The 25679-nt window shown below is 62.4% G+C and carries 26 protein-coding genes; 14 read left to right on the top strand and 12 right to left on the bottom strand.

Going from position 1 to position 25679, the window contains the following annotated elements; translation table 11 throughout:
* Nucleotides 1-174: 174 nt before the first annotated feature.
* Nucleotides 175-513, bottom strand: a complete 339-nt coding sequence (locus AC244_RS30255; RefSeq protein ID WP_053252530.1) for a hypothetical protein — start codon at nt 511-513, stop codon at nt 175-177.
* Nucleotides 514-812: 299 nt separating this feature from the next.
* Here AC244_RS30255 and AC244_RS30250 point away from each other — a divergent pair, with 299 nt between their 5' ends.
* The gene (locus tag AC244_RS30250) at nt 813-1757 is read left to right on the top strand and encodes a lysylphosphatidylglycerol synthase transmembrane domain-containing protein (RefSeq protein WP_053252529.1); all 945 of its coding nucleotides are present in this window, start codon (nt 813-815) and stop codon (nt 1755-1757) included.
* 9 nt (nt 1758-1766) lie between these two features.
* Here the strand turns inward: AC244_RS30250 and AC244_RS30245 are convergent, their stop codons facing one another.
* Nucleotides 1767-2255 (bottom strand): hypothetical protein, encoded by a 489-nt coding sequence (locus AC244_RS30245; RefSeq protein ID WP_053252528.1) that lies wholly within the window; start codon nt 2253-2255, stop codon nt 1767-1769.
* 92 nt (nt 2256-2347) lie between these two features.
* On the bottom strand, nt 2348-3235 hold the full coding sequence (locus AC244_RS30240; RefSeq protein WP_053252527.1) for a DMT family transporter: 888 nt from the start codon (nt 3233-3235) through the stop codon (nt 2348-2350).
* A 446-nt stretch (nt 3236-3681) separates the two neighbouring features.
* Here AC244_RS30240 and AC244_RS30235 point away from each other — a divergent pair, with 446 nt between their 5' ends.
* From AC244_RS30235 to dnaJ, 5 genes are all read left to right on the top strand, one after another.
* Entirely contained in the window at nt 3682-4032 is a 351-nt protein-coding gene (locus AC244_RS30235; protein ID WP_152976173.1) for a hypothetical protein, read from the top strand.
* A 117-nt stretch (nt 4033-4149) separates the two neighbouring features.
* Nucleotides 4150-4359 (top strand): hypothetical protein, encoded by a 210-nt coding sequence (locus AC244_RS30230; RefSeq protein ID WP_053252525.1) that lies wholly within the window; start codon nt 4150-4152, stop codon nt 4357-4359.
* Between the two features lie 463 nt (nt 4360-4822).
* Entirely contained in the window at nt 4823-7060 is a 2238-nt protein-coding gene (locus tag AC244_RS30225; RefSeq protein ID WP_053252524.1) for a transglycosylase domain-containing protein, read from the top strand.
* 262 nt (nt 7061-7322) lie between these two features.
* Nucleotides 7323-9245, top strand: a complete 1923-nt coding sequence (gene dnaK, locus AC244_RS30220) for a molecular chaperone DnaK (protein WP_053252523.1) — start codon at nt 7323-7325, stop codon at nt 9243-9245.
* Between the two features lie 347 nt (nt 9246-9592).
* Nucleotides 9593-10729: a molecular chaperone DnaJ gene (dnaJ, locus tag AC244_RS30215; protein WP_053252522.1), complete on the top strand. Its 1137-nt coding sequence runs from the start codon at nt 9593-9595 to the stop codon at nt 10727-10729.
* 125 nt (nt 10730-10854) lie between these two features.
* On the opposite strand, the gene AC244_RS30210 is transcribed toward dnaJ, so the two are convergent.
* The 3 genes from AC244_RS30210 to AC244_RS30200 form a co-directional block, all read right to left on the bottom strand.
* The gene (locus AC244_RS30210; protein WP_053252521.1) at nt 10855-11727 is read right to left on the bottom strand and encodes a DUF2182 domain-containing protein; all 873 of its coding nucleotides are present in this window, start codon (nt 11725-11727) and stop codon (nt 10855-10857) included.
* 4 nt (nt 11728-11731) lie between these two features.
* Nucleotides 11732-12367: a DUF1326 domain-containing protein gene (locus AC244_RS30205; protein WP_053252520.1), complete on the bottom strand. Its 636-nt coding sequence runs from the start codon at nt 12365-12367 to the stop codon at nt 11732-11734.
* A 189-nt stretch (nt 12368-12556) separates the two neighbouring features.
* Nucleotides 12557-13306, bottom strand: coding sequence for an SDR family oxidoreductase (locus tag AC244_RS30200; RefSeq protein ID WP_053252519.1), 750 nt, complete (start codon nt 13304-13306; stop codon nt 12557-12559).
* A 143-nt stretch (nt 13307-13449) separates the two neighbouring features.
* Here AC244_RS30200 and AC244_RS30195 point away from each other — a divergent pair, with 143 nt between their 5' ends.
* Nucleotides 13450-14349 carry a LysR family transcriptional regulator gene (locus AC244_RS30195; RefSeq protein ID WP_053252518.1) on the top strand — a complete coding sequence of 300 codons (900 nt, stop codon included), beginning with the start codon at nt 13450-13452 and terminating at the stop codon, nt 14347-14349.
* 179 nt (nt 14350-14528) lie between these two features.
* Complete coding sequence (locus AC244_RS30190) at nt 14529-15884, top strand: serine hydrolase (RefSeq protein ID WP_082367271.1); 1356 nt, start codon at nt 14529-14531, stop codon at nt 15882-15884.
* 57 nt (nt 15885-15941) lie between these two features.
* On the opposite strand, the gene AC244_RS30185 is transcribed toward AC244_RS30190, so the two are convergent.
* Both AC244_RS30185 and AC244_RS30180 read right to left on the bottom strand, forming a co-directional pair.
* A complete protein-coding gene (locus AC244_RS30185) occupies nt 15942-16946 on the bottom strand; it encodes an inorganic phosphate transporter (protein WP_053252516.1) in 1005 nt (334 codons plus the stop codon).
* Complete coding sequence (locus AC244_RS30180; RefSeq protein WP_053252515.1) at nt 16946-17590, bottom strand: DUF47 domain-containing protein; 645 nt, start codon at nt 17588-17590, stop codon at nt 16946-16948. Before AC244_RS30180 ends, AC244_RS30185 begins: the two co-directional genes overlap by 1 nt.
* A 295-nt stretch (nt 17591-17885) precedes the next feature.
* Here AC244_RS30180 and recF point away from each other — a divergent pair, with 295 nt between their 5' ends.
* From recF to AC244_RS30165, 3 genes are read left to right on the top strand one after another with little or no spacing between them, the layout of a single operon-like run.
* Nucleotides 17886-19010: a DNA replication/repair protein RecF gene (recF, locus tag AC244_RS30175; RefSeq protein WP_053252514.1), complete on the top strand. Its 1125-nt coding sequence runs from the start codon at nt 17886-17888 to the stop codon at nt 19008-19010.
* A 28-nt stretch (nt 19011-19038) separates the two neighbouring features.
* On the top strand, nt 19039-19812 hold the full coding sequence (locus AC244_RS30170) for a molybdopterin-synthase adenylyltransferase MoeB (RefSeq protein ID WP_053252513.1): 774 nt from the start codon (nt 19039-19041) through the stop codon (nt 19810-19812).
* Complete coding sequence (locus tag AC244_RS30165) at nt 19812-20279, top strand: GNAT family N-acetyltransferase (RefSeq protein WP_053252512.1); 468 nt, start codon at nt 19812-19814, stop codon at nt 20277-20279. Before AC244_RS30170 ends, AC244_RS30165 begins: the two co-directional genes overlap by 1 nt.
* Here AC244_RS30165 and AC244_RS30160 read toward each other — a convergent pair whose 3' ends face one another.
* On the bottom strand, nt 20280-21284 hold the full coding sequence (locus AC244_RS30160; RefSeq protein WP_053252511.1) for a 2-hydroxyacid dehydrogenase: 1005 nt from the start codon (nt 21282-21284) through the stop codon (nt 20280-20282).
* A 189-nt stretch (nt 21285-21473) separates the two neighbouring features.
* Between AC244_RS30160 and AC244_RS30155 the strand changes: the two genes are divergently transcribed.
* A complete protein-coding gene (locus tag AC244_RS30155) occupies nt 21474-22013 on the top strand; it encodes an SH3 domain-containing protein (protein WP_053252510.1) in 540 nt (179 codons plus the stop codon).
* Nucleotides 22014-22155: 142 nt separating this feature from the next.
* Here AC244_RS30155 and AC244_RS30150 read toward each other — a convergent pair whose 3' ends face one another.
* Nucleotides 22156-23148, bottom strand: coding sequence for an adenosine kinase (locus AC244_RS30150; protein WP_053252509.1), 993 nt, complete (start codon nt 23146-23148; stop codon nt 22156-22158).
* Nucleotides 23149-23233: 85 nt separating this feature from the next.
* Nucleotides 23234-23662, bottom strand: coding sequence for a VOC family protein (locus AC244_RS30145; RefSeq protein ID WP_053252508.1), 429 nt, complete (start codon nt 23660-23662; stop codon nt 23234-23236).
* 70 nt (nt 23663-23732) lie between these two features.
* Between AC244_RS30145 and AC244_RS30140 the strand changes: the two genes are divergently transcribed.
* The gene (locus AC244_RS30140; RefSeq protein WP_053252507.1) at nt 23733-24326 is read left to right on the top strand and encodes a TetR/AcrR family transcriptional regulator; all 594 of its coding nucleotides are present in this window, start codon (nt 23733-23735) and stop codon (nt 24324-24326) included.
* 49 nt (nt 24327-24375) lie between these two features.
* Here the strand turns inward: AC244_RS30140 and nth are convergent, their stop codons facing one another.
* Nucleotides 24376-25149: an endonuclease III gene (gene nth / locus AC244_RS30135; RefSeq protein ID WP_053252506.1), complete on the bottom strand. Its 774-nt coding sequence runs from the start codon at nt 25147-25149 to the stop codon at nt 24376-24378.
* Nucleotides 25150-25171: 22 nt separating this feature from the next.
* On the opposite strand from nth, the gene AC244_RS30130 reads away from it, so the two are divergent.
* Nucleotides 25172-25669, top strand: coding sequence for a DUF2244 domain-containing protein (locus AC244_RS30130; protein ID WP_053252536.1), 498 nt, complete (start codon nt 25172-25174; stop codon nt 25667-25669).
* Nucleotides 25670-25679 lie beyond the last annotated feature (10 nt).

Below are 25679 nucleotides of genomic sequence, written 5' to 3'. Positions count from 1 at the left end.
CCGGACGACCGCATCCTTCCGCCCAACGAGAAGTATGAGCGGCATTCCTATCACAAGGGCATTCGTTCCTGGATCCGCATCCTGAACGCGCTTGCCGCCTGATATTGCAGCGCCGCGCGCCAAATATGGCGTGCTAAGGTAAACGACGTCGTGGCGGGTCCCCCGCCACGACGATCACGCCGCGTTCGAGATCATCACGACAAAGTCGGCAATCAGCGCTGCGAATACGCCGCTGCCGGTAACCACCACGCCGATGAAGAAGATGCGCGTCGCCTGATCGTAGATTTTCGGCTGCAGCGAGCGCAGCTGGAGAAAATCCCAGAGCGCATGCATCTGCAAAAGGATGCCGATCGCCAACAGGATGACGGCGGGAAGATCGCCCATATTCCACGGCACCGGATTGGCCGCCCACTGGGTGAGAAAGCCCAGCGAAAACGACAGCACCACGCCGACGACCGTCACGGTTCCATTGCGGAAGACCGGCTCGATCGGCTTATCCTCGTCGTTCTGCATCTGCCCGCCTCCGTTTTACCGTGTCGTCTTCGCGATTTCTTGACCAAACACCGGCCTCTGCCAGGGCATCGATCCTTGACCTGCCCGGCCTTCGATGCTTCCCTTTTGCAAAACAAATCAGAATGGGAAATTGGATCATTGGCAAGTGTGAGGACCGAGACGTCGCGTTGCGGACGCGAAACTGTGACGGGCTGGAGCCGCGACCGCGGCTGCTTTCATGAACAGATGCGTCGCGAGATAGAGACGACGCCGTCAACGGAGCCTTCGGCCAGGTTTGCTGCAGCGATCGCGACGCCGGTATGAGCAGGCTGCGCGCGTATTTCTGGCCCATCGTTGGGCTAGCCGCGATCATCTTTTCGGTACATGCGCTCTATCACGAGCTGAGCGGTCTCTCGCTGGACGAATTCGTCGCCAGCTTCACGGCGATTTCGATGAAAAGCTGGCTTCTGGCGATCGGCGCGACGCTGGTCGCCTATGCAGCGCTTGCCGCCTACGACCGGCTGGCGCTCGATCACCTCGGCCACCGCATCTCGCTGTGGTTCATCACCGTCTGCTCGTTCACCACCTATGCGCTTTCGCACAATCTCGGCGCCTCCGTTTTTTCCGGCGCTGTCGTGCGCTACCGGGCCTACCGATCGAAAGGACTGACACCAGGCGAAGTCGGGGTGCTCGTCGCCTTCTGCTCGTTCACCTTCGCGCTCGGCACCCTGATGCTCTCGGCGATCGTGCTTCTGGTGAAACCGGAGATCATCGAGCGGTTCGCCGAATTCCTGCCGGTCGAGATGTCATTGACGACGGGCGTGCTGATCCTGCTGGCGATCGCACTCTATGTCATCGGCAGCCTCGTCGGTTTCCCGTCGATCCGGACACGCTGGTTCCATCTGCATTATCCCAAGCCGTCGATCGTGGCGCGGCAGTTGGTCATCGCGCCGGTTGAGCTGATCGGCGCGGCCGGGATCATCTATTTCGCCCTGCCGGAAGCCGGCAATCCGGGCTTCATCGTCGTTCTCGGGATCTTTCTGGCATCGTTCTCGGCGGCATTGCTGTCACACGCGCCGGGCGGACTTGGCGTGCTGGAGCTGGTCTTCATCGCTGCACTGCCGGAAATGGATCCGGCAGACGTGCTGGCAGCGCTGGCGATCTTCCGGATCCTCTACCTCGTCATTCCATTCATCATGGCGCTCGCCGTGATCTTCATCTTCGAACGGTCCCGGTTCCTGGCGGAGCGGCGCGGCCCTATTTAGTGAAGGCCGTCAGGGCGCGTTGCAGACGGTCGGCAGGGCCGTCTCCAGCGGTCCCTTCACTTCCCGGAGGCGCGCGGCTTCGATCTGATACGGCGTAAACGGCGGTACCTGCAGCGACGGATTGATGATGCGGGTCACATAGCAGCCGGCGAAGAACCGCACGCGCGAACGTTTCTCGATCGACTTCACCGCCACGGGTACCGCCGAATAGATGCTGCCGGCGCCCGCCTCGGTCTTCACCTTGCCGAGCTTGACTTCGACCGAAACGGTGCGGTCATAACCGCGCGTGAAGGTCTTGTATCCGCCGACCGGTTTCGTCTCGCCGAAATAGCCGTAGGCGCGCGCATATTCCTTGCGATTGATGGCGTTATAGAGCGAGCGAACGAGGGCGGCACCATCCGAGCGGTCGTCGATATAGCCGACATTGTCCTGCGCCAGCGTTTCGGAGTTCACGGCGAGCGTGGCAAGCACCAGCGCGGTGGCGGACGGAAACTTCATGGCATTCCTCCTCATCGGCTTTTGCAGCAGCCAACCGAGCACAACATCAAGGCGAAGCCAAAGCAGGATTCGCCAAAATATCGATATCGCGATCAGCTCGGCGGCAGGCCGGCCTTGCGGCGGGCAACGACCCGTTCGCGCCAGACCGTGAAGATGCCGGCCGCAACCACGAGCACCGAACCGGCAATCATGTTGGTGGTGAGCGTCTCGCCGAAAATGCTGACGCCCATGACCGAGGCGAAGACCAGTTGCAGGTAGGTCAGGGGCTGGACGGCGACCGCGTCCAGAACGTCATAGGCGCGGATGAGAAAATAGTGGCTCGATGTTCCGGTGATGCATAAGAGCAGCATCCAGCCCCAATCCGGAGGCGACAGCGTCGTCCAGAAGAACGGACCGACAAGGCTGATCGCCAGCGCACCGACGACACCGGTATAGAAGAAGCTCGTCATCGCCGGATCGTCGCGGCTGACCAGCCGCGTGACGATGACATAGAGGGCAAAGACGCATGCTGCTGCCAAGGGCAACAGGAATGCCATCTCGAACAGGCCTTCGGCCGGTTTCAGGATCAGGAGAACGCCGACAAGCCCGATCGAGATCGCCAGCCATCGGCGCCAGCCGACGCGCTCGCCGAGAAGCGGCATCGACAGGAGGGCCACAAACAGCGGCGTCGCGGCAAGGATAGCCTGGGAATGCGCCAGCCCCACCAGCGTGAAAGACGTGATCACCATGACGATCTGCAGCGGCAGCAGCAGCCCACGCAGCACCTGCAGCAGCGGCCTCCTGGTGGCCGCGGTGACCTTGAGCCCGCCCGTTGCCCGGGCGGCCAGCGCCACGGCAAACAGGGCAAAGGCCCAATAGCGGATCATCGCCACGAAGACCGGCGGATAGATGCTGCCGAGATGTTTGGAGATGCCGTCCTGGATCGCAAAGATGACGATGGCGAGGAGCGCGTAGATATAGCCGTTTGCCTTGGAGCCCATGACCGCGCCGATACACCCGCAGGATCTACAGGACCAGTAAAATCTGCGCCACCGTTCAGGCGATTTTGTCAGGTGCGCAAGGGTCCAGACATGAAAAGAGCCCCGTGCGGGAGGAGGTGCACGGGGCTCTCAAACTTGACCGGTGACTGGGAGGAGGAGTGCCACCGATCCGCATCGGGCGCCGCGGGAGGAGGTGCAGCGCTTCGATAAGTCTTACAATAATCATGCGCCGCAATATTTTCAAGGGCGAATTTGTTGCGCCGCACAATTTGCTTCTGAAATCGGCGCAACCGACCCTTAATGGTTGCCTTTATTAAGGCTAACTAATATTACAGGTTGTAAACCACAACCAAAGATAACACGATGACGAAAGCACATCTTTCTCGACATGCCACCGTTCTGTGCTTCCTTAGAGGCCATTGCACCTAGGAATTGCAGGTCATTTCATGAAATTATTGCTCCAGATCCCGACTGCGATCATCGTTCTCCTGATTCTGACGACCTGGCTTGCCAGCCTGCGCCTGGTTGTTCTGCCGCCCGGCTCTTACAAGTTGACTGCGATGACAGCGCTGGTTTTCCAGGGCCACGGCTATCGCCTGGTCGATAGCCCGCAGGCGATGTGCACCCGAAAGGCGCATCCGGCACGCGACTGCGATGCGAAAGCCACCGACAAATTGGCAAAGACCGTCCTGCTGCAACTGCCCTACAGCCAGTGGCTCTACGAGTACACCGATCCGGATCTCAGCAAGCAGGCGAAGCTCGTCGGCGAAACACCGCTTCGGAGTTCGATCGAGTAGAACAACAGCCTACGATCTATCCCCCGCGCCCGACGCAGCGCGCCCGAAACAAAATCGTGATTTCGGGCGGATCGCGTTGCGGGTTAGGATTTTCCTGCGAGCGAGAAGGAGAAGATCATGAAGACACTTCTAGTGGCTCTGGCCGCCGCCGGCCTGTCCGCCTCCGCGGCATTTGCCGAATGCGCCTATCACGCCAAAACCAACGCAGCGATCGACACCGCAACAACGACCGCCAGCACAACGACGGAAAGCCAGCCGGCATCCGAAGAAATGGTGCTGCTGAAAAAGACTGATCGCGTGGTGCAGGATGAAAAGGCCGCGGAATAGGCTCGGGATCGACACAGATCCAATGCCGGATCATACGCGTCGGCCGCTCCCATGGCCGACTCCTCTGCGGTCGCCGGTGTCGCGTGCGTCACAGATTTCGTTCGGCCGAACGGACCGGCTGCCGCAGATGCCAAAAGCCGCGTGTGAGAGTGGCTTCGCTCGATAGGTCTTGGGTATCTATTTCCATGCGCCTCGCCCGCTCAAACTACTCACGGATTCCGAAAGGGCGGCATTGGGCGAACGAAGCGGAAACGCCTCGTGAGGTCAAATCCGGCAAGTTGTTGAAGACCATGCATATTTTACAATTCGGTTTTTAACCCCCCCTTAAATTGCCGCATTTAAAGTTCACCGCATCGCCATGGCGGGTCGATCGATCAACTCTCCCCCGCCTTCGAGATTGCGTTCGCCACTGGGGCGAACGACTGGCGCCCGCGATGCGGCATGAGGGGTAAATCCAAACGGCATGGCAGCAAGCGGCAAGTCAGGACAACGGATCGAACCCTCGTTCGGCGGCAGCCCGGACGACGACGATGACGATTTTCGCATCGAGGCCAGCGATCGCGTGACCGGCGGCGGCCGCAAACCGACCCGTAGCAAATCGGGTCCTCCCCCCAAGAAGAAAGCCCAACGCAGCAAGCGCGGCGGAACACGACGCGGCTCCGGCAATGGCGGCGGTTTCATCGGCCTGGTGCGCACGCTGTTTTACTGGTGCATCGTGCTCGGCATCTGGGGGGCGATGGGCGTCGGCGGTCTCGTGCTCTACTATGGCGCGCGCATGCCGAGCGCCGAAAGCTGGTCGATCCCCGAGCGTCCGCCCAACGTCAAGATCCTTTCCGTCAATGGCGACATCATCGCCAACCGCGGCACGACCGGCGGCGAAGCGCTGTCGCTCGAAAACATGTCGCCCTATATCCCGCAGGCGGTGATCGCCATCGAGGACCGCCGGTTCTATTCGCATTTCGGCGTCGACCCGCTGGGCCTCGCCCGCGCCATGCTGACGAACATCACCACCGGTCGGATGGTTCAGGGCGGCTCGACGCTGACCCAGCAGCTTGCCAAGAACCTGTTCCTGTCGCCGGAGCGGACCTTGGAGCGAAAGGTTCAGGAAGTGCTGCTCGCCTTCTGGCTGGAGCAGAAATACTCCAAGGACCAGATCCTGGCGATGTACCTCAACCGGGTGTTCTTCGGCTCGAATGCCTATGGCGTCGAGGCAGCATCGAGACGCTACTTCAACAAATCGGCGCGCGACGTGAACCTCGGCGAAGCGGCGCTGCTGGCAGGCCTGTTGAAGGCGCCGTCGCGCCTCTCACCCGCCCGTGACCCGAAGGCGGCTGAAGAGCGCGCCCAGGTCGTGCTCGGTGCCATGCGCGAGGAAGGCTTCGTCACCGACAGCGAGATCAAGACGGCGATGTCGCAAGCGCCGACCAAGGCCAAGAGCTACTGGTCGGGTGCCGAACACTATGTTGCCGACATGGTGATGGACCAACTTCCCGGCATGATCGGCGACGTCAAGGAAGATCTGATCGTCGACACCACCATCGACCTCAATCTGGAAAAGAAGGCGGAGGAAGCGATCAGCGCGACGCTTGCTGCCGACGGCGCCAAGCTCGACGCCTCGCAGGCGGCCCTCGTGTCGATCGACGGCACCGGCGCCATCCGCGCGCTGGTTGGCGGCAAGGACTATGCCGAAAGCCAGTTCGACCGCGCCTCCAAGGCCAAGCGTCAACCGGGCTCGGCCTTCAAGCCCTTCGTCTATGCCGCAGCGCTCGAGATCGGCCGGACGCCGATGTCGATCCGCAACGACGGCCCGGTCAGGATCGGCAACTGGACGCCAGAGAACTACGACCAGAAATACCGCGGCGAAGTCACGCTCGCCGACGCGCTCGCCAACTCGCTGAACACCATCGCCGCCCAGCTGGTGATGGAGGTCGGTCCGCAGAACGTGGTGAAGGTGGCCCATCGCCTTGGCATCGATTCCGAGATGCAGGCCAATGCCTCGATCGCGCTCGGCACCTCGGAAGTGAGCCTCGTCGAGCTGACCTCGGCCTATGCCCCATTCATGAACGGTGGCTTCAAGGCGACGCCGCATGTCATCCGCCGGATTTCGAAGGCCGACGGCACGGTGCTTTACGAAAACACCTACGACAACCCGCCGCGGGTGCTCGATCCGGCCATTGTCAGCGAAATGAACCAGATGATGGTGCGGGTGCTGACCAACGGCACCGGCAAGAAGGCGCATCTGAAGGGCTGGGAGGCGGCCGGCAAGACCGGAACCACGCAATCCTTTCGCGACGCGCTTTTCGTCGGCTACACTTCTAACCTCACCACCGGCGTCTGGTTCGGCAATGACGACGGCAAGTCGATGAAGAAGGTCACCGGCGGCGGCCTGCCCGCCAGGGCGTGGCACGATTTCATGATCGCTGCGCATGAGGGGCTTTCGCCCTCGCCGCTGTTCGGCACCACCGGGGTGCAGCCGGTCTTCGACGACGGCGGCGCACCGCCTGCCGCGACGGGAGACGTTCTTTCCGGCGACCCGAACGCGTTTCCGGAACCGCCGGTCGGCGTCGACGGTTCGATCGCCGTGCAGCAGACCCGCCCCTTGCCTGACGGCAACGGCGGCATGGTGCCGCCGGCCGATGTCGGCGAGACCACCGGCGCCACCAAGCGCACGACGCTTTTCGATATCCTGACGGGCGGCTGAGGCGGCGCAAACAGCGCCGTCCTGCCGCTTTGGCGCCCTCCCGGCCGCGGGCCGAGCGGCTATTGTCCGCCGCGTGCCAAAACGCAGGCTTGCTTTTGCCCCCAATCGCCCCGCAGAATGCCTTGCAGTCCGAAACGCCGGTCCTTATATACGCCGCATCGGCGCAGCCACCGCTGCGAAGAAATCCAAAGACCATCCCGTTAGGGACTGTCTCACGAATGCCTGACCGGGTTCCGACAGTCCGCTGCAAGGAGAGAACGACATGGCTAAAGTTATTGGTATTGATTTGGGAACGACCAACTCCTGCGTCGCCGTCATGGACGGAAAAGATGCGAAGGTCATTGAAAATGCCGAGGGCGCGCGCACGACCCCCTCGATGGTGGCATTCAGCGAAGACGGCGAACGTCTCGTTGGCCAGCCGGCCAAGCGCCAGGCGGTCACCAATCCGGAAAACACGCTTTTTGCGATCAAGCGCCTGATCGGCCGCACCTTCCAGGATCCGACCACGCAAAAAGACAAGGCGATGGTGCCTTACAAGATTACCAAGGCCGACAATGGCGACGCCTGGGTCGAAGCGCACGGCAAGGACTACTCGCCGTCGCAGATCTCCGCCATGATCCTTCAGAAGATGAAGGAAACGGCCGAATCCTACCTCGGTGAAAAGGTCGAGAAGGCCGTCATCACCGTTCCGGCCTACTTCAACGACGCCCAGCGCCAGGCAACCAAGGATGCCGGCAAGATCGCTGGCCTTGAAGTGCTGCGCATCATCAACGAGCCGACCGCAGCTGCGCTCGCCTACGGCCTCGACAAGAAGGACGGCAAGACGATCGCCGTCTACGACCTTGGCGGCGGCACCTTCGATATCTCGGTTCTCGAAATCGGCGATGGCGTCTTCGAAGTGAAGTCGACCAACGGCGACACCTTCCTCGGTGGTGAAGACTTCGACATGCGTCTCGTCGAATACCTCGCCGGCGAATTCAAGAAGGAACAGGGCATCGACCTGAAGAACGACAAGCTTGCTCTTCAGCGCCTCAAGGAAGCTGCCGAAAAGGCCAAGATCGAGCTGTCTTCATCGCAGCAGACCGAAATCAACCTGCCGTTCATCACGGCCGACGCTTCCGGTCCGAAGCACCTGACAATGAAGCTGACCCGCGCCAAGTTCGAAGCGCTTGTCGACGACCTGATCCAGCGCACCGTTGCGCCGTGCAAGGCAGCACTCAAGGACGCCGGCGTTTCGGCTGCCGAAATCGACGAAGTCGTTCTCGTCGGCGGCATGAGCCGCATGCCGAAGGTCCAGGAAACCGTGAAGCAGCTGTTCGGCAAGGAGCCGCACAAGGGCGTGAACCCGGATGAAGTCGTGGCCATGGGTGCTGCGATCCAGGCCGGCGTTCTGCAGGGCGACGTCAAGGACGTTCTGCTGCTCGACGTGACCCCGCTGTCGCTCGGCATCGAAACGCTCGGTGGTGTCTTCACCCGCCTGATCGAACGCAACACGACGATCCCGACCAAGAAGTCGCAGACCTTCTCGACCGCCGACGACAATCAGTCGGCCGTGACGATCCGCGTCTCCCAGGGTGAGCGTGAAATGGCTGCCGACAACAAGCTGCTCGGCCAGTTCGACCTCGTCGGCATTCCGCCGGCACCGCGCGGCATGCCGCAGATCGAAGTGACCTTCGACATCGACGCCAACGGCATCGTGCAGGTTTCGGCCAAGGACAAGGGTACGGGCAAGGAACACCAGATCCGCATCCAGGCATCCGGTGGCCTGTCCGACGCCGACATCGAGAAGATGGTCAAGGACGCCGAAGCCAATGCCGAGTCCGACAAGAAGCGCCGCGAAGGCGTGGAAGCGAAGAACCAGGCAGAAAGCCTGATCCATTCTTCGGAAAAGTCGCTGAAGGACTATGGCGACAAGGTTTCGGAAGCGGACCGCAACGCGATCTCCGACGCCATTGCCGCGCTGAAGACCGCTGTCGAGGCTTCCGAGCCGGACGCCGAAGACATCAAGGCCAAGACCAACACGCTGATGGAAGTCTCCATGAAGCTCGGTCAGGCGATCTACGAGGCTCAGCAGACGGACGCCGCCCATGCGGACGCCGCCGCTGACGCCGCCCGCGACGGCGATGTCGTCGATGCGGATTATGAAGAAGTCAACGACGAAGACGACCGCAAGCGGTCGGCCTAAGTCGCTCTCTCCTAATGACGGAAAAGCCCGGGGTGACCCGGGCTTTTTTGTTGTTCTTTGTCCCTCAGGGGCTCGCGCCGGGTGGCTGTTGATGGGGGAAGTCGCGTGAACCACGCGTTGCTGAAACCGCCACCACAGGGCAGCGTCGCAGGCGGGAGCGGGCGCCAAATCGAGTTGGCCAGGCGCTAGACCGGCAGAAACGTCATTTTTCCGACAAAAAACCGCGTCCGCGGCCCGATGGGCTATGGTATCGCGCTTCAAGGTTTACTAAATCCTTTGGCAAGGTAACCAGGCAGCCGCCGGGCCCCCGCGCTGGCACGCCTTGTCAACAGGACAATCTTTGAAGAATGAAACGTGATCTTTACGAAACGCTTGGCGTTGCCAAGAACGCGGATGAGAAGGAGCTGAAGAGCGCCTTCCGCAAACTGGCGATGCAGTATCATCCGGACAAGAACCCCGGCGACGCCGCCTCGGAAAAGACCTTCAAGGAAATCAACCAAGCGTACGAGACGCTCAAGGACCCGCAGAAGCGCGCGGCGTATGATCGCTACGGCCACGCGGCCTTCGAGCAGGGCGGCATGGGCAACGGCTTTGGCGGCGCCGCCGGTGGCGCCGGCGGTTTCTCCGACATCTTCGAAGACATCTTCGGCGAGATGATGGGTGGCGGGCGCCAGCGGCGTTCATCGGGTGGCCGCGAGCGCGGCGCCGATCTGCGCTACAATATGGAAATCTCGCTGGAAGAGGCCTATTCCGGCAAGACCGCGCAGATCCGGGTGCCGACCTCGATCACCTGCGATGTCTGCACCGGGTCCGGCGCCAAGCCCGGCACCAGCCCGAAGACCTGCGGAACCTGTCAGGGCTCCGGCCGCGTACGCGCCGCCCAAGGATTCTTCTCGATCGAGCGCACCTGCCCGACCTGCGGCGGCCGCGGCCAGACGATCACCGACCCTTGCACCAAGTGCCACGGCCAAGGCCGCGTCACCGAGGAGCGTACGCTCTCCGTCAATATTCCGGCCGGCATCGAAGACGGCACCCGCATTCGGCTCTCCGGCGAAGGGGAAGCGGGCTTGCGTGGCGGACCGGCGGGCGATCTCTACATCTTCCTCTCGGTCAAGCCGCATGAGTTCTACCAGCGCGACGGCGCCGATCTCTATTGCAGCGTGCCGATCTCGATGACGACGGCGGCGCTGGGCGGCAAGTTCGACGTCACCACGCTCGACGGCACCAAGTCGCGCGTGACCGTGCCGGAGGGCACCCAGGCCGGCAAGCAGTTCCGCCTGAAGGGCAAGGGCATGCCGGTGCTGCGCTCCAGCCAGACCGGCGATCTCTACATCCAGATGCAGATCGAGACGCCGCAAAAGCTGACCAAGCGTCAGCGCGAACTGCTGCAGGAATTCGAGCAGATTTCCTCCAAGGACAACAATCCGGAATCCGCCGGCTTCTTCGCCCGGATGAAGGATTTCTTCGACACGCTGAGCGACTGACGCTCAGCGGTTACCTCTACTGCATGTTTCCTTAAATCCTATCCGATTTAAGGATAAAAACATGCAGCAATTCAAAGTGCTACAGCGACCTTTGCGCGTCTAATAAGACGCGCGGCGCTGTAGGATCACGTCATGGCCGCAAGCTGCCACAGCCCGGCCATGACGATCAGACCGCCCGCGATGCGCGACAGCATGCGGCCGCCGGGCACGACCTTTTCGGCAAGCACGAAAATGGCGATCGCCGCAATCCACAGCACGTTCATCACGCCGCCGATGAACAGCAGCGCCATCAGCGCCCAGCAGCAGCCGACGCAATAAAGACCGTGGAGAAGGCCGAGCCGGTAGGCGCCGCCGGCATCGCGGCGAAAGCCGCCATGGTTTTGAATGAACATAAGCGGCGCCTGGCACTGCCTCAGGCAGGCGTCCTTCAGCGGCGTCCATTGAAACAACCCGACCGAGATCAGAATGATACCGCTGAGGATGCGGCTGGCGCTCACCAGCATCGGTGTCAGCAGCAGAGCGGCCTCCAGCAGCCATTGCCCGAGCGTTGCCAGAGCCGCGAACAGGACCCAGGCGGAGAGATAGCCACCGGCAAAGAAGCCGGTGGCGGCAAACGGCTTGTCGTCAAGCGCCGCCTGCCGCCCAACGCGGGCGTAGAGCAGGATCATCGGCGTCGCCGAAGGCGTCATCATGCCGACCATCATCACCGCCCACATGACGAAGGCATAGGCGAAGGTCGAAGCGCTCCAGGGGCGGAGGGTAACTTCGGCCATCGACGCCATGGCACCCAGCGACATGTCCATGTCGTCACCCGTGCCCATATCCATGGTCATGTCGCCGCTCATGCCATCGCCTGAGGGCGGCATGACCGCCATGGCATCCATGCCGGCTGCCAGCCAAAGGATGTAGAGCCAGGTAACCCCGGTCAGCGCCAACAGCGAGACCACGACGATGACGCGGTCGCGCTTCAGAAACGTTTCGAGCGCGGTGTCGGCCATGGCCTCAGCGAACCACGCCGCTTTCCGTCAGATGCATGCTGGCGAAATGGGCGTGCGAATCCGGGATCGAGAGCGTCAGCGGCCCTGTTGTATCGGCCCACCCGCGTCCAACCTCGCAGAGATCGTATTCAAAACCCTGCGGGAGGTTGATGCGCGCCTGATGCGGATTGCCGGTGACCGGATTCAGGATCGGCTCGCCGCGCGCCTCGATCCAGCCGGGCACATTCAGCCTCGCTGTGCGTGCACTCACATCAATGTCGAAGTCGATATCGGCGAAGACGGGATCGTGAAAAGTTTCGAAGGTGGTGGCAAACACCTGGAAGAAGGTCGCCCCCGGCTCGGTGTCCTGGCCGCTCATGATGCGCAGCAGGGACTCGCGCTGTGCCGGAGAGGCGTTGATATCGACGATCGGCACGACCTGCCCCCTGCCTTCGTGGATCGCGCCGGGCCAGGCGGCGATCATTCCGCATTTCAGCCCGTCGAGCCGCGTTTCCCCGTGATGACCGCTCTCGATCTCAAACCCGCCGACCGCGCAGCAATTGCCGTTGGTCGGCAATGCGTTGAACTGGCAGGGGCAACCATAGGCACAATTGCAATGGATGAATTCTCGACCTTTGATCGTCCATCTGACACTCGTCATCGTCTCCTCCTGGGATCTGATCGGTGTTGGGGTTGCTTCATTCCCTTCGAATGCACGACTATCTATTAGACCTGAAAAATATACTCTTCTCGACGAGCCATGCCAACGGCGGGGGATCGCATCCCCCGCGTGCGGAGGAAGGATCCGCCGCCGCCCGATAGTGGTTCCGGGCGGTGGCGTCGGGCAGGATCAGAGTGTGGCCATGCCGCCGTCGATGATCAGTTCGGCACCGACCGTAAACGCGGCTTCGTCGGAGGCAAGGAAGACGATTGCCTTGGCGATCTCGCTGGCATCACCAAAGCGGCCGAGCGGGATCTGAGCGGCGATCGACGCGACGATCTCCTTGTTTTCCGCCGGTGTTGCGCCATGCCCGTCATGCAGCGGCGTCCTGATCGGACCGGGGCTGACGGCATTGACGCGAATGCCGCGACCGATCAGTTCACCCGAGAGAGTCTTGGCGAGGGAGAGCAGCGCCGCCTTGCTGAGCGCATAGACGCTGGAGGTCGGCATGCCGATATGGGCATTGATCGAGGTGTTGAGCACGATCGAGGCGGGCTTGGAAAAGATCGGCAGCAGCGCCTGGATCAGGAAGAACGGACCCTTGACGTTGATGTCGAGCGAACGGTCGAAGCTGGCTTCGTCCCAGTTTTCGATCGGCTGAAGCTTGGCGATACCGGCATTGACGAAGAGGATGTCGAGATGGCCGAAGGCCGCCTTGATCTCTCCTGCGACCGCGGCCTGTCCGGCGGCGTCGCCGGCATCGGCCTCAATGATGACGGCGCGTTCGCCGAGCACCTTGCGCGCCTCGGCGATGTTCTTCGGATTGGTGCCGGTGACGGCGACGCGTGCCCCCTCGGCGATGAACTGGCGCGCCGTCTCAAGGCCGATGCCGCTGGTGCCGCCGGTGATGAGCGCGGTCTTGTTCTGCAAACGTGACATGATGGAATTCCTTCTGTGGGTTTGGCTTGGGACCGGTCTTTCTTTCCATCGACCGTTGTCCTTCGATGCCGATAGATATGGCCGAAGATCGCCGTTCGGATTAGTCTGCCAATGATGGAACTCGAATTCGGAAATACCGAACGATGCTGAAGATCGAAGGAATTGCTGCCTTTGTCACCGTGGCGGAAGCCGGCTCGATCAGCGAGGCGGCGCGCCGGCTGCGGCTGTCGAAATCGGTGATCAGCGAACGGGTCGCGGAGCTGGAGCGCGGCCTGAACGCAACGCTCTTGCATCGCACCACACGCAAGCTGACGCTCACCGAGGATGGCATCGCCTTTCGCGAGCGCGCGGTGCGGATCGTCAGCGAAGTGCAGGCCGCCGCCAGCGATCTGGCCGAGCGCCGCGGAACGCTGACCGGGCCGCTGCGGATCGCCGCCCCCGTCAGCTTCGGCCATTTGCATCTCGGGCCGGCGCTCTATCCGTTTCTGGCGGCGCATCCCGAGATCGAACTGACGCTCGATCTGGACGATCGCCGGGTCGATGTCGCCTCCGAGGGCTATGACGCGATCGTGCGCCACGGGACCATCGCCGATTCACGACTGATCGTGTGGAAGCTTGCCAAGAGCCGGCGCCTGCTGGTCGCCTCGCCCGACTATCTCGAGCGCAACGGCACGCCGGCCTCGCTTGCCGAACTCAACGATCACCGTGGCATCTTCTACACCAACCGCGGCGCTTCCGACTGGCGGTTCGAGGGGCCAACCGGTTCGACCGTCATCCGCGCCCGCATGGCACTCAGGATCAACAATGGCGACATGATCCACGACGCCGCCGTCGCCGGGCTTGGCATTGCGCTGCTGCCGGCCTTCATCTGCGGTCCCGCGGTGCGCGACGGCCGGCTGCGCGAGATCGATGTCGGTTTTCGCCCGGAGCCGGAGTTCATCTACATGGCCCATCCCGAGGGCCGGCGGCCCTCGGCCAAACTCAGGGCAATTGCCGAGCACCTGAAAAAGGCTTTTGGCGATCCGCCGCACTGGGATCCGTGAACCGCCGGGCATTTCAGGCGCGACAGCTCAGCCCTGCCTCACAGTCTGCGATATCTCGACCAAGCCTTGACCAAGTCTCGACTATCGAGGGTTGGTATGCCCCGAATGCGTCTTGCAACCGAAAATGGGGCGCCTATCTTCCCTCCATGCGACACTTCCTCCTCACCTGGATCGTTCTCATGACGCTCACTGCCACCGCCCAGGCGGAGCCTCTCTCCGCCACCGACGATGAAATTCTAGAGATTCTGACCGAACGCATCGACGAGCAGAAGCAGTCGGTCGGGATCGTTGTCGGCATTATCGATGCGAACGGGCAACGGGTCGTCGCGCATGGCCGCCTGGCCAAGGACGACCCGCGCCCTGTCGATGGCAACACCGTGTTCGAGATCGGCTCGGTGACCAAGGTCTTCACCGCACTGCTGCTTGCCGACATGGTCGAACGTGGAGCTATCCGGCTCGAAACGCCTGTCGCGCAATTGCTGCCGGAGAGCGTAGCCATCAAGGCGGCAGCCGATGGTATGCCGATCACGCTGAAACATCTGGCGACGCATATGTCCGGCCTGCCGAGGCTGCCGGACAATATGGTGCCGGCCGACGACACCGACCCCTATGCCGACTATGGCGTCGCCAAGCTCTACACCTTTCTGTCCGGTCACCAGCCGACGCGGCAACCCGGCGTCCAACATGAATATTCCAACCTCGGTTATGGCCTGCTTGGCCACGCGCTCGCATTGCAGTCAGGCCTATCCTACGAGGCGCTCGTCAGCGAGCGCATCGCGGTCCCCCTCGGCATGACCGATACCGCGATCACCTCGCGTCCTGAATGGAAGGGTCGGCGAGCGACCGGCCACGATGCCGGCCTGGAACCGACAAGCGATTGGGATCTCGGCGCGCTGCAAGGAGCCGGGGCGCTGCGCTCGACAGCGAACGATCTGCTGGCCTTCCTGCAGGCGGCAATGGGCAGGAAGTCCTCAGCCCTGACACCCGCGTTTACCGCCGTGCTCGCCGAACGGCAGCCGCTTGGCGACGGCAACGCAGAGCAGGCGCTCGGTTGGGTGATTTCCGGACGCGGCGATACGCAAATCGTCTGGCACAATGGCGGCACCGGCGGCTATCGATCGTTCGTCGGCTTCCGTCCATCGACCGGTGTCGGCGTCGTTGTCCTGTCAAATACGGCGACGGAGGCCGGCGTCGACGATATCGGCGTGCATCTGCTCGACAAGGAGAGACCACTTGCACCCGCGCCGGTTCAGCGCGTCGCCATCACGCTCGACCCGGCGACCTACGTTGCCTATGTCGGCACCTATCGGTTGGCGCCCGATTTCGATCTGACGGTTTTTCGCGACGGCGATCGGCTGTTTGCACAGGCAACAGGCCAGAGGCGGATCGAAATCTTTCCGGAGGCGGAACATCGCTTCTTTGCAAAGTCGGTCGATGCGCAGCTGACGTTCGAGGTCCCGGCCGGCGCTCGCGCCGCAAGCCTGACGCTGCATCAAGATGGCCAGGACAACCCGGCACCGCGTGTGAGCGACTGACGCGCTTAGATTTCAGAAGTGTTCCGCCCCCGGCATTCGGCCGGAGGCGGATAGGATTCACAGGAACAGATCGATTGCGAAGTAGGTGAGCGCCGAGATCGCCGCAGCCGCCGGCATGGTCACGAACCAGGCGATGACGATGTTGCCGGCAAGGCCCCAGCGCACCGCCGATACGCGCTTGGCGGCACCCACGCCGATGATCGCACCGGTGATGGTGTGGGTGGTCGAGACCGGAATGCCGAGCCAAGTGGCGGCAAAGAGCGTGATGGCGCCACCGGTTTCCGCGCAGAAGCCCTGCATCGGATTGAGCTTGGTGATCTTCGAGCCCATCGTATGGACGATGCGCCAGCCGCCGAACAGCGTGCCGAGCGCGATCGCTGCCTGGCAGGTGATCACCACCCAAAACGGCACGTAGAACTCGGAACCAAGATAGCCCTGCGAGAACAGCAGCACCGCGATGATGCCCATGGTCTTCTGCGCATCGTTGCCGCCGTGGCCGAGCGAATAGAGCGAGGCCGAGATGAACTGCATCACCCGGAAGGTACGGTCGACCGCAAACGGCGTCTGGCGCACGAACAGCCAGGACACGATGAGCACGAGCAACAACGCCAGGAAGAAGCCGATCATCGGCGACATGAAGATGGCGCCGACCGTCTTCAACAGCCCGGTCCAGACGATGGCGTCACCGCCGGTGCGGGCAAGGCCGGCACCGACGAGGCCGCCGATCAGCGCATGCGACGAGCTTGACGGGATGCCGAAGATCCAGGTCGCAATGTTCCAGAAGATCGCGCCGATCAGCGCTGCGAAAATCACCAGCGGCGTGACGATGCTGGGATCGATGATGCCCTTCCCGAGCGTTTCAGCCACATGCAGCCCGAAGAACAGGAAGGCGATGAAATTGAAGAACGCTGCCCACATGACCGCATATTGCGGCCGGAGCACCCGGGTCGAAACGATGGTTGCGATCGAGTTGGCGGCGTCGTGCAAGCCGTTGAGAAAATCGAAAAACAGTGCGATCGCGATCAGCGCGACAAGCAGCGGCAGGGCGAGCGTCGCGTCCATCAGACGTTCTCGATCACGATGCCGCTGATCTCGTTGGCGACGTCCTCGAAGCGGTCGACGACCTTCTCGAGCTCGCCGTAGATCTCGCTGCCGATGATGTAGGCCATCGCATTGTTGGCGCCATGGCGGCGGAAGAGATCCTTCAGGCCCTGGTCGTGCAGTTCGTCGGACCGACCTTCGATGCGCGTGATTTCCTCGGCAATGGCGATGAGCCGGCCGTGGTTGACGCCGATGCGGTTCAGCAGCGGGATGGCCTCGGCAATCAGATGCGCCGCCTGGACGACGATGGCGCCCATTTCCTTCATGCCCGGATCGAAGGTCTTCTGTTCAAAGAGCCGGATGGTCTTGACCGTCTTGTGCATCATGTCGATGGCATCATCCATCGACTGGATCAGATCCTTGATGTCGCCACGATCGAACGGCGTGATGAAGGAGCGGCGAACGGCCAGAAGCACATCGCGGGTAATGTTATCCGCCTCGTCTTCAAGCGCGACGATCCGGTCGCAGTGCTTTTCGAGGTCATCACCGCCGGCCAAAAGCTTGTCGAGCGCCTCGGCGGCACCGACGACGGTGCGCGAATGGTGGGCGAAGAGATCAAAAAAGCGGTCTTCGCGGGGAAGGAGTTTGCGGAACCAAGCCAGCATCACAAATATATCCGTTCGTGGATTGTCATGCGGCTGTCATATTGTACGCAAGCCATCAAGAAAAGCGCTGAAACACGGGGATCGTAAGGCTTTCCCCGCCGTTATCGCGCATTTTTGCCTGGGAATGGCTGAGGCCGCCTTTCGTCTTGCCTTGATGCCCGCTTTCGTCCTACTGCATAGTTCCTTAAATCGGCATCGATTTAAGACGAAGATTATGCAGCGAGTTTAGCGTGTTACAGCGTCCTGTTCGACGCGCGGCGCTGTAACTGGCGCCGAAGTCGAATCCGGGCCCGAAATGCCACAAAAGGTCTTTCTCAATCGCCTGAAGCTGAGCGAGTTCCGCAATTATGCGGCGCTGTCGCTGACGCTCGACCAGAGGCACATCGTGCTGACCGGCGAGAACGGCGCCGGCAAGACCAATCTGATGGAAGCGGTGTCGTTTCTGTCGCCCGGCCGTGGCCTCAGGCGTGCGGCCTATGCCGATGTCGCCCGCGTCGGCGCAAGCGACGGCTTCTCGGTCTTTGCCGAAGTGATGGGCATGGAAGGCCCGGTCGAGATCGGCACCGGCACAGCCGGCACCAGTGAGGGCCAATCGCGACGCCTGCGGCTGAACGGCACGACAGCGAGTGCGGTCGATGAACTGACCGACCATCTGCGCGTGCTGTGGCTGACGCCGGCGATGGACGGGCTATTTACCGGCCCGTCGGCCGATCGCCGTCGCTTCCTCGACCGGCTCGTGCTTTCGCTCGATCCCGAGCATGGCCGGCGCGCCAGCGAATTCGACCGCGCCATGCGCAGCCGCAACCGGTTGCTCAGCGAGTTTCGCCCCGACCCGGCCTGGCTGACCGCCATCGAGCGCGAAATGGCAGGGCTCGGCGTGTCGATGGCGCTGGCGCGGCAGGAGATGCTGGGTCTGCTGACGGCGCTGGTCGAAAGAAACACGGGCGACAGCGTCTTTCCTTCCGCGCGCCTGGCGCTTGCCGGTTTCCTCGACGACGAGAGCCACAGGCCGGCCTTCGACCTCGAGGAGCAATATCTCATCATGCTGCGCGAGGGCCGGCCCCGCGATGCAGCCGCCGGACGCACGCTGGACGGGCCGCATCGCACCGACCTCTTGATCCGCCACCGCGAAAAGGACATGGAGGCCGAGCGCTGCTCGACGGGTGAACAGAAGGCGCTGCTCGTCGGCCTGGTACTCGCCCATGCGCGCCTTGTCGGCGACATGACCGGCCACGCCCCCATTTTGCTGCTTGACGAAATCGCCGCCCATCTCGACATGGGCAGGCGCGCCGCCCTTTTCGATCTCGTCGACGGGCTCGGCGGCCAGGCCTTCATGACCGGCACGGACCGTGCGATGTTCGACGCGCTCGGCGAGCGCGGCCGGTTCCTGACGGTGGAGCACGGAAGCGTTTCGGGATGATAGAGCCGATCATGGAAAGTGTCCGCTCATGACAAATACGAGCCTCGACCAATCGGAAATTGCCCGCTATGCGCGCCACATCCTCCTGCCGGAACTCGGCGGCGCCGGTCAACAGAAGCTCAAGGCGGCGCGCGTTCTGGTCATTGGAGCGGGCGGTCTCGGCGCTCCCGTCCTTCAGTACCTCGCCGCCGCCGGCATCGGCACGCTCGGCGTTATCGACGACGACGTGGTGTCGCTGTCGAATCTGCAACGACAGATCATCCACCGCACGGCGGATATTGGCCAGGCAAAGGTCGAGAGCGCCTCGGCAGCAATCGGCGCGCTCAATCCGCATGTGGTGGTCGAGACGCATCCGTTTCGTCTGGCAGCCGACAACGCCGCAACGCTTTTGCGCCAATATGACCTGGTGATCGACGGCTCGGACAATTTCGACACGCGCTATCTCGCCGCCGATACGGCCGCCGCCATCGGCATACCGCTGGTCACCGGTGCGGTCGGGCGTTTCGATGGGTCGCTCACCGTGCTGATGCCCTATCGCGTGGGCAAGGACGGGGAACAAAACCCATCCTATCGCGACCTCTTTCCCGAGGCACCGCCGCCGGGCGTCGTGCCCTCCTGTGCTGAGGCCGGCATCGTCGGCGCGCTCACTGGTGTCATCGGAACATTGCAGGCTATGGAGGCGATCAAGGTGATTGCCGGGATCGGCGAGCCGCTGGTCGGCCGGCTGTTGATGTATGACGCGCTTTCGGCGCAGTTCAGCACGATCCGCTATCACAGGCGCAAGGGCGAGCGGGCGGACTGATGGAGATCTCGCGGATCGATGCGACTTTCGAGCGCTACGACGAATTGCTGACCCTGGTCCTGGACGCCTTCGCCTATATGGACGGGCGGATCGATCCGCCATCCTCGGCGCTTGCGCTGACGAGTGAAGGGCTGAAGGAAAAGGCGTCGGCAGAAATCGGCTTTGTCGTTGCCGACGGCCCGGTGCTTGTCGGCTGCATCTTCTGCAAGCCGGAGATCGACTGTCTCTATATCGGCAAGCTTGCGGTCGCCGCAGCCTACCAGGGAAAAGGCGTCGGCCGGCTGCTGCTTGCAAGCGCCGAAGAAGCAGCGCGTAGCCGCCGCCTGCCCGCTCTGAGGCTGCAGACCCGGATCGAACTGATCGAGAACCACCTGATGTTCGCGGCCTGGGGCTTTGTCGAAACCGGCAGGACCGCTCACCCGGGCTTTACCCGCCCCACCACCGTCGAGATGCGCAAGACGCTCTGATCAGTCGCGGCCGGGCAGCACACGGTCGGGCGGCCGGTGACCGTCGAAGAAGGTGCGGATATTGATGACCACCTTATCGCCCATGTCGATGCGGCCTTCGAGCGTCGCCGAACTCATATGCGGCAACAGCACGACCTTGCCCTCGCCCGCGAGCTTGATGAGCTTGGGATTGACCGCAGGCTCGTTCTCGAAGACGTCGAGACCGGCACCGGCGATCTTGCCTTCACGCAGGCACTTGATCAGCGCTGTCTCATCGATGATGCCGCCGCGGGCGGTGTTGACGATATAGCTTTCCGGGCGCATCAGCGCCAGGCGACGGGCGGACAGCAGATGATAGGTCGCCGGTGTCGAGGGGCAATTGACCGAGACGATATCGACGCGGGCAAGCATCTGGTCGAGGCTGTCCCAGTAGGTCGCCTCCAGCATCTCCTCGGTCTCGGCCTTGACGCGATGCCGGTTGTGATAGTGGATCGACAGGCCGAAGGCCTTGGCGCGGCGCGCGACCGCGGTGCCGATGCGGCCCATGCCGACGATACCGATGCGCTTGCCGGCGATGCGCCGGCCGAGCATCCAGGTCGGAGACCAGCCGGCCCATTCGCCCTTGCGGTCGGTCAGGATCTGCGCACCTTCGGCAAGCCGACGCGGCACGGCGAGAATGAGCGCCATCGCCATGTCGGCGGTGTCCTCGGTCAACACGTTCGGCGTGTTGGTGACGGTGATGCCCTTGCGTGCGGCCGCGTCGACGTCGATGTTGTCGACGCCGTTGGAAAAGCTCGCAATCAGCTTCAGCTGCGGCCCGGCCTGCTCGATCAGCGCCGCGTCGATCCGATCGGTCACAGTCGGTACGAGTACGTCGGCGCGCTTCACCGCCGCCACAAGCTCCGGCTGGCTGCGCGGCGTGTCATCGATGTTCAGCTCGGCGTCGAACAGCTCTCGCATTCTGGTTTCGACGATATCCGGCAATTTCCGGGTGATGTAGACCTTGGGCTTCTTCTTGCTTGTCATTGCTGCGATGGGCCTCGTTGACGGGTCCTTAACCAAGTTGGGCGATACTTTCTCCCTGTAGCCGCAATTTCTACCAGACCCGGTCGGGAAGACAAACAAAACTCGCTGCGTCGTCCCCGCGATTTACGCCCCGGCCAAGAGCCTTGGGTGAACTGCGCCTACAAGTTGCCACGGAAAATGAGCTTCGTCATGCGTCACGTCATTTCCAAACTCTCGTCAGCGTTGATCGCCGCCTTAATCGGCGCGGTCATTACGGCTTCGGGCGCCCATGCCCAGGCCGCAAAAGGGGCCAGCGGATTGCCGCTGCCGCGATTCGTCAGCCTGAAGGCCAAGAGCGTCAACCTGCGCATCGGCCCGAGTGTCGACTATGCGGTGGCGTTCCGTTACCTCAGGCCCGGCGTGCCGGTGGAGATCATCCAGGAATACGATAACTGGCGCCGCATCCGCGATGCGGACGGCACAGAAGGCTGGGTGAACCAGGCGCTTCTGTCGGGCGACCGCACCGCCGTGACCGCGCCATGGATGCGCGGCAAGGGCGAAGGCGTGTTCGTCAATCTGCGCCGCGAACCGCAGAGCACGGCGGCGATCGTTGCCCGCATGGAGCCCGGCGTCGTCATCCACGTCGGTGAATGCAACGGCGACTGGTGCCACATCGAGACCCAGGGTGTCGAAGGCTGGATCGTCCAGAGCGAGATCTGGGGCGCCTATCCGGGCGAAGCCTTTAAATGAAGGCCACGCCCGCTCTGACATAAATGAAAAGGTTACTGCATAATGCCTTAAATCGAATTCGATTTAAGGCATTATGCAGTAAGTCTAAAGTGCTGCAGCGTCCTTAGCGCGTCATATTTGACGCGCGGCGCTGTAGCTCGCCTCAGGCGAGCTCGGCCTGCCTGGCGGCACCGGCAAGCGAGACCATCGGCCGCGGGCCGATCTGGCCAATGACGATACCGGCTGCAAGATTGCCAAGCTTGCTGCAATCTTCGAGCGAACGCCCGGTCGTATATCCGTAGAGAAAACCGGCGGCGTAGAGATCGCCAGCCCCGGTGGTGTCGACCACCTGCGCGAGCGGCGTCGCGCCGACGCGGACGCGTTCTGTGCCGCGTACGACGACGGAGCCTTCTTCACTCAAGGTGACGGCTGCAAGCTTGCAGTCCTTCGACAGCTTTTCCAGCGCCAGATCGAAGTCCTCAGTCTCGTAGAGCGCAAGCGCTTCCTGTTTGTTGGCAAAGACGATGTCGACGGTGCCGGAGCGCATCAGTTCCAGAAATTCGTCACGGTAGCGGTGAACGCAAAAACTGTCCGACAGCGTCATTGCGGTTTCGCGACCGTTTTCATGGGCGATCTTGGCGGCTTCGCGGATCGCATCCTTAGCGCGCGGCGGATCCCAGAGGTAGCCTTCGAAATAGGTGACCTTGGACTGGGCGACGACGTCGGCTTCCACATCCTCCGGGCCAAGCTCGACGCAGGCGCCGAGATAGGTGTTCATCGAGCGCTCGCCGTCCTCGGTCACGAAGATCATCGAGCGCGCGGTCGGCGGCACGGTTTCGAGCGGCCTGGTCTGGAAATAGACGCCCTGGGCGCGAATGTCGTGCGCAAAGATCTCGCCGAGCTGGTCGTTGGTCGTCTTGCCGAAATAGGCGGCGCGACCGCCAAGGCTGGCGACGCCGGCCGCGGTATTGCCGGCACTACCGCCGGAGGCTTCCACCGCGGGCCCCATGCGCGAGTACAACAGCTCCGCACGGTCGGCATCGATGAGGTTCATCGCGCCCTTGATGATGCCGTTTTCGCTCAGAAAGCCGTCATCGCAGCGCGCAATGATATCCACGATCGCATTGCCGATCGTCAGCACGTCGTATTTTGTCATGAACTCCGTCCAGTTTCCCTAATGGCCGGTGTTCGTTAATAGCGGTTTTCCAGCCATTTGGAAGACAAAACACGCGTAGCTGCGATCATTCCGTCGGCAAGGCGCTTGCATCGTAGGCGGCCGCGAACTCGGCGCTCGGCGGGATCGGCTTGATGACGTCGATCAGCACGCCATTGGGGTCAGCGGTGATGAAATGGCGCTGGCCGAAGTCTTCGTCGCAGATCGCCTTCAGGATCGGAAGTCCGGCCGCCTGGCAATCGGCATAGACCGCATCGGGATCCTCGACCTCGAAGTTGAGGAGCAGGCCACTGACCGGCGCCCGGCCCTCTTCCGGGATCGTTTCATGGCGATAATCGAGAACGGCCAGCGTCACCGTCTCGGATTCCGTCGACTGCAGATGCATGTACCAATCGCTGGTGAACAGCGCCTGGAAGCGAAAGTTGTCGATGTAGAATGCCGCTGTTGCTGCAACGTCTGATGTCATGATCACTGGATAGTAGCTCGTCGATTTCATGGCTTTCCCTCACGGACGCATTATCATACAATCTGCATGTATTTTTCCAATTAACATACAGGCTGAATGTATGCAATTGAAATCCTCTCGCCGGTCCAATCGTGACCGCTCCGACACGACGCGTGCTGCGATCCTCGACGCCGCTCACGGTCTTTTCGTCGCGAGGGGATATGCGGAGACGTCGACGCCGGACATCGTGGCTGCCGCCGGCATGACGCGCGGCGCGCTCTACCACCACTTCGAAGACAAGAAGGCGCTGTTTCGCGCCGTCGCCGAGCGGGAGGCTGGTGCGGTGGCGGCGAGGATCGAAGAGGCGACACTCGACAGCCTGACGCCGCGCGAGGCGCTCATAACCGGGGCACGCGCCTATTTCGATGCGATGGCAGAGCCGGGGAGGATACGCATCCTGCTTCTCGACGGTCCGGCCGTGCTCGGCACGCAAACGATGGCCGCGATCGATGCGGCCAATGCCCAGAGAACGCTGGAAGACGGCCTGGCGGAGGCGATGGCGCCGAAGGTCTATGATCAGGCCGCGTTGGCGGCAACGGCGACGCTGCTGTCAGCGGCTTTCGATCGCGCCGCATTGGAGATAGCCGAAGGCGCTGCGACGGACCTCTACGTCGAAGCGATCGGTCACCTGATCGATCGATTGATCTCCGCCTGACCCAAGCCCAGTCCGGCCGCGCGCGTCGCAGATTTTTGGGCCGCGCGCCTCAGCCGGCGACCGGAAGAACCTGCTGCGGCAATTCGACCAGCGGTGCCGGGATATCGCAGGTCTTTTCCGGGGCCTTGCAGATGTCGGCAATGACGCAGCGCTCGCATTCCGGCTTGCGCGCCTTGCAGCAATAGCGGCCATGCAGAATCAGCCAGTGATGCGCGTGGTAGAGATATTCGTCGGGGATGATGCGCGCGAGCTTCGCCTCAACCTCATCCGTGGTCTTGCCCGGTGCCAGACAGAGCCGGTTGGCGATGCGGAAGATGTGTGTGTCGACGGCGATCGTCGCCTGGCCGAAGGCCATGGACAGCACGACATTGGCGGTCTTTCGCCCGACACCCGGCAGCGTTATCAGCTCCTCCCGCGTGCGCGGCACCTCGCCGCCGAAATCGGTGATCAGCTTCTCGCAGAGCGCGATGACGTTCTTGGCCTTGTTGCGGAAGAGGCCGATGGTCTTGATGTAGTCGCGCACCTTCTCCTCCCCGAGCGCCAACATCTTTTCCGGGGTGTCGGCGACGGCGAAAAGCGCCCGGGTCGCCCGGTTGACGCCGGCGTCGGTCGCCTGCGCCGACAGGGCCACGGCAACCACCAGAGTGAAGGGATTGACGTGCTCCAGTTCCCCCTTCGGCTCCGGCCGCTGGATCGAGAAACGCCGGAAGATCTCGGCGATGTCGTCGCGGCTGTAGACGCCTGATGTTCGCGGGGTGCGGCGACCTGCCGCCGACGTCGTTTTCGCGGGCTTGTTCGGCAATTTCGGCTTCAAGTTTTTCATGATGCATCTATAGTCAATGGTCATGACGAATGGCAACGATGAGACGCTTGGCGGCGAAGAGCCGGTGTTCAGCGCCGAACTGACCCCCTATCGCTCCCTGGGCCTTAGGGGATTCAAGGTCTTTTTCCTGATCGCCGGGCTGCTCAGCCTGGTCCATGCCATCGTGTTCATGGTGATCGGTGCCTGGCCGATCGTGTTCTTCTTCGGACTGGACTTCGCCCTGCTGTTCGGCGCTTTCTGGCTGAACTACCGCTCGGCGCGCAGCCGCGAAGAAGTGCGCGTTTCGCGAACCGACGTGTCGGTGCGCAAGTTCACACCGTCGGGCCGGATGATCGAACATCGCTTCAATCCGTTCTGGGCGCGCTTCAACATCGCCCGGCACCAGGAGATCGGCATCGTCTCGATGAGCGTCAGCGACCGCGGCCAACGGACCGATGTCGGTTCCTTTCTCAATCGCGACGATCGCGAAACCTTCGCCACCGCGTTTTCCGGGGCACTTGCCACGGTGCGCCGCCGCTGACGCGGGCCAA

Source organism: Ensifer adhaerens (genome assembly GCF_001270265.1).
Taxonomy (GTDB): domain Bacteria; phylum Pseudomonadota; class Alphaproteobacteria; order Rhizobiales; family Rhizobiaceae; genus Ensifer; species Ensifer adhaerens_B.
Note: the sequence above shows the minus strand (reverse complement) of the source record. Positions and strands in the feature narration are given on the sequence as shown.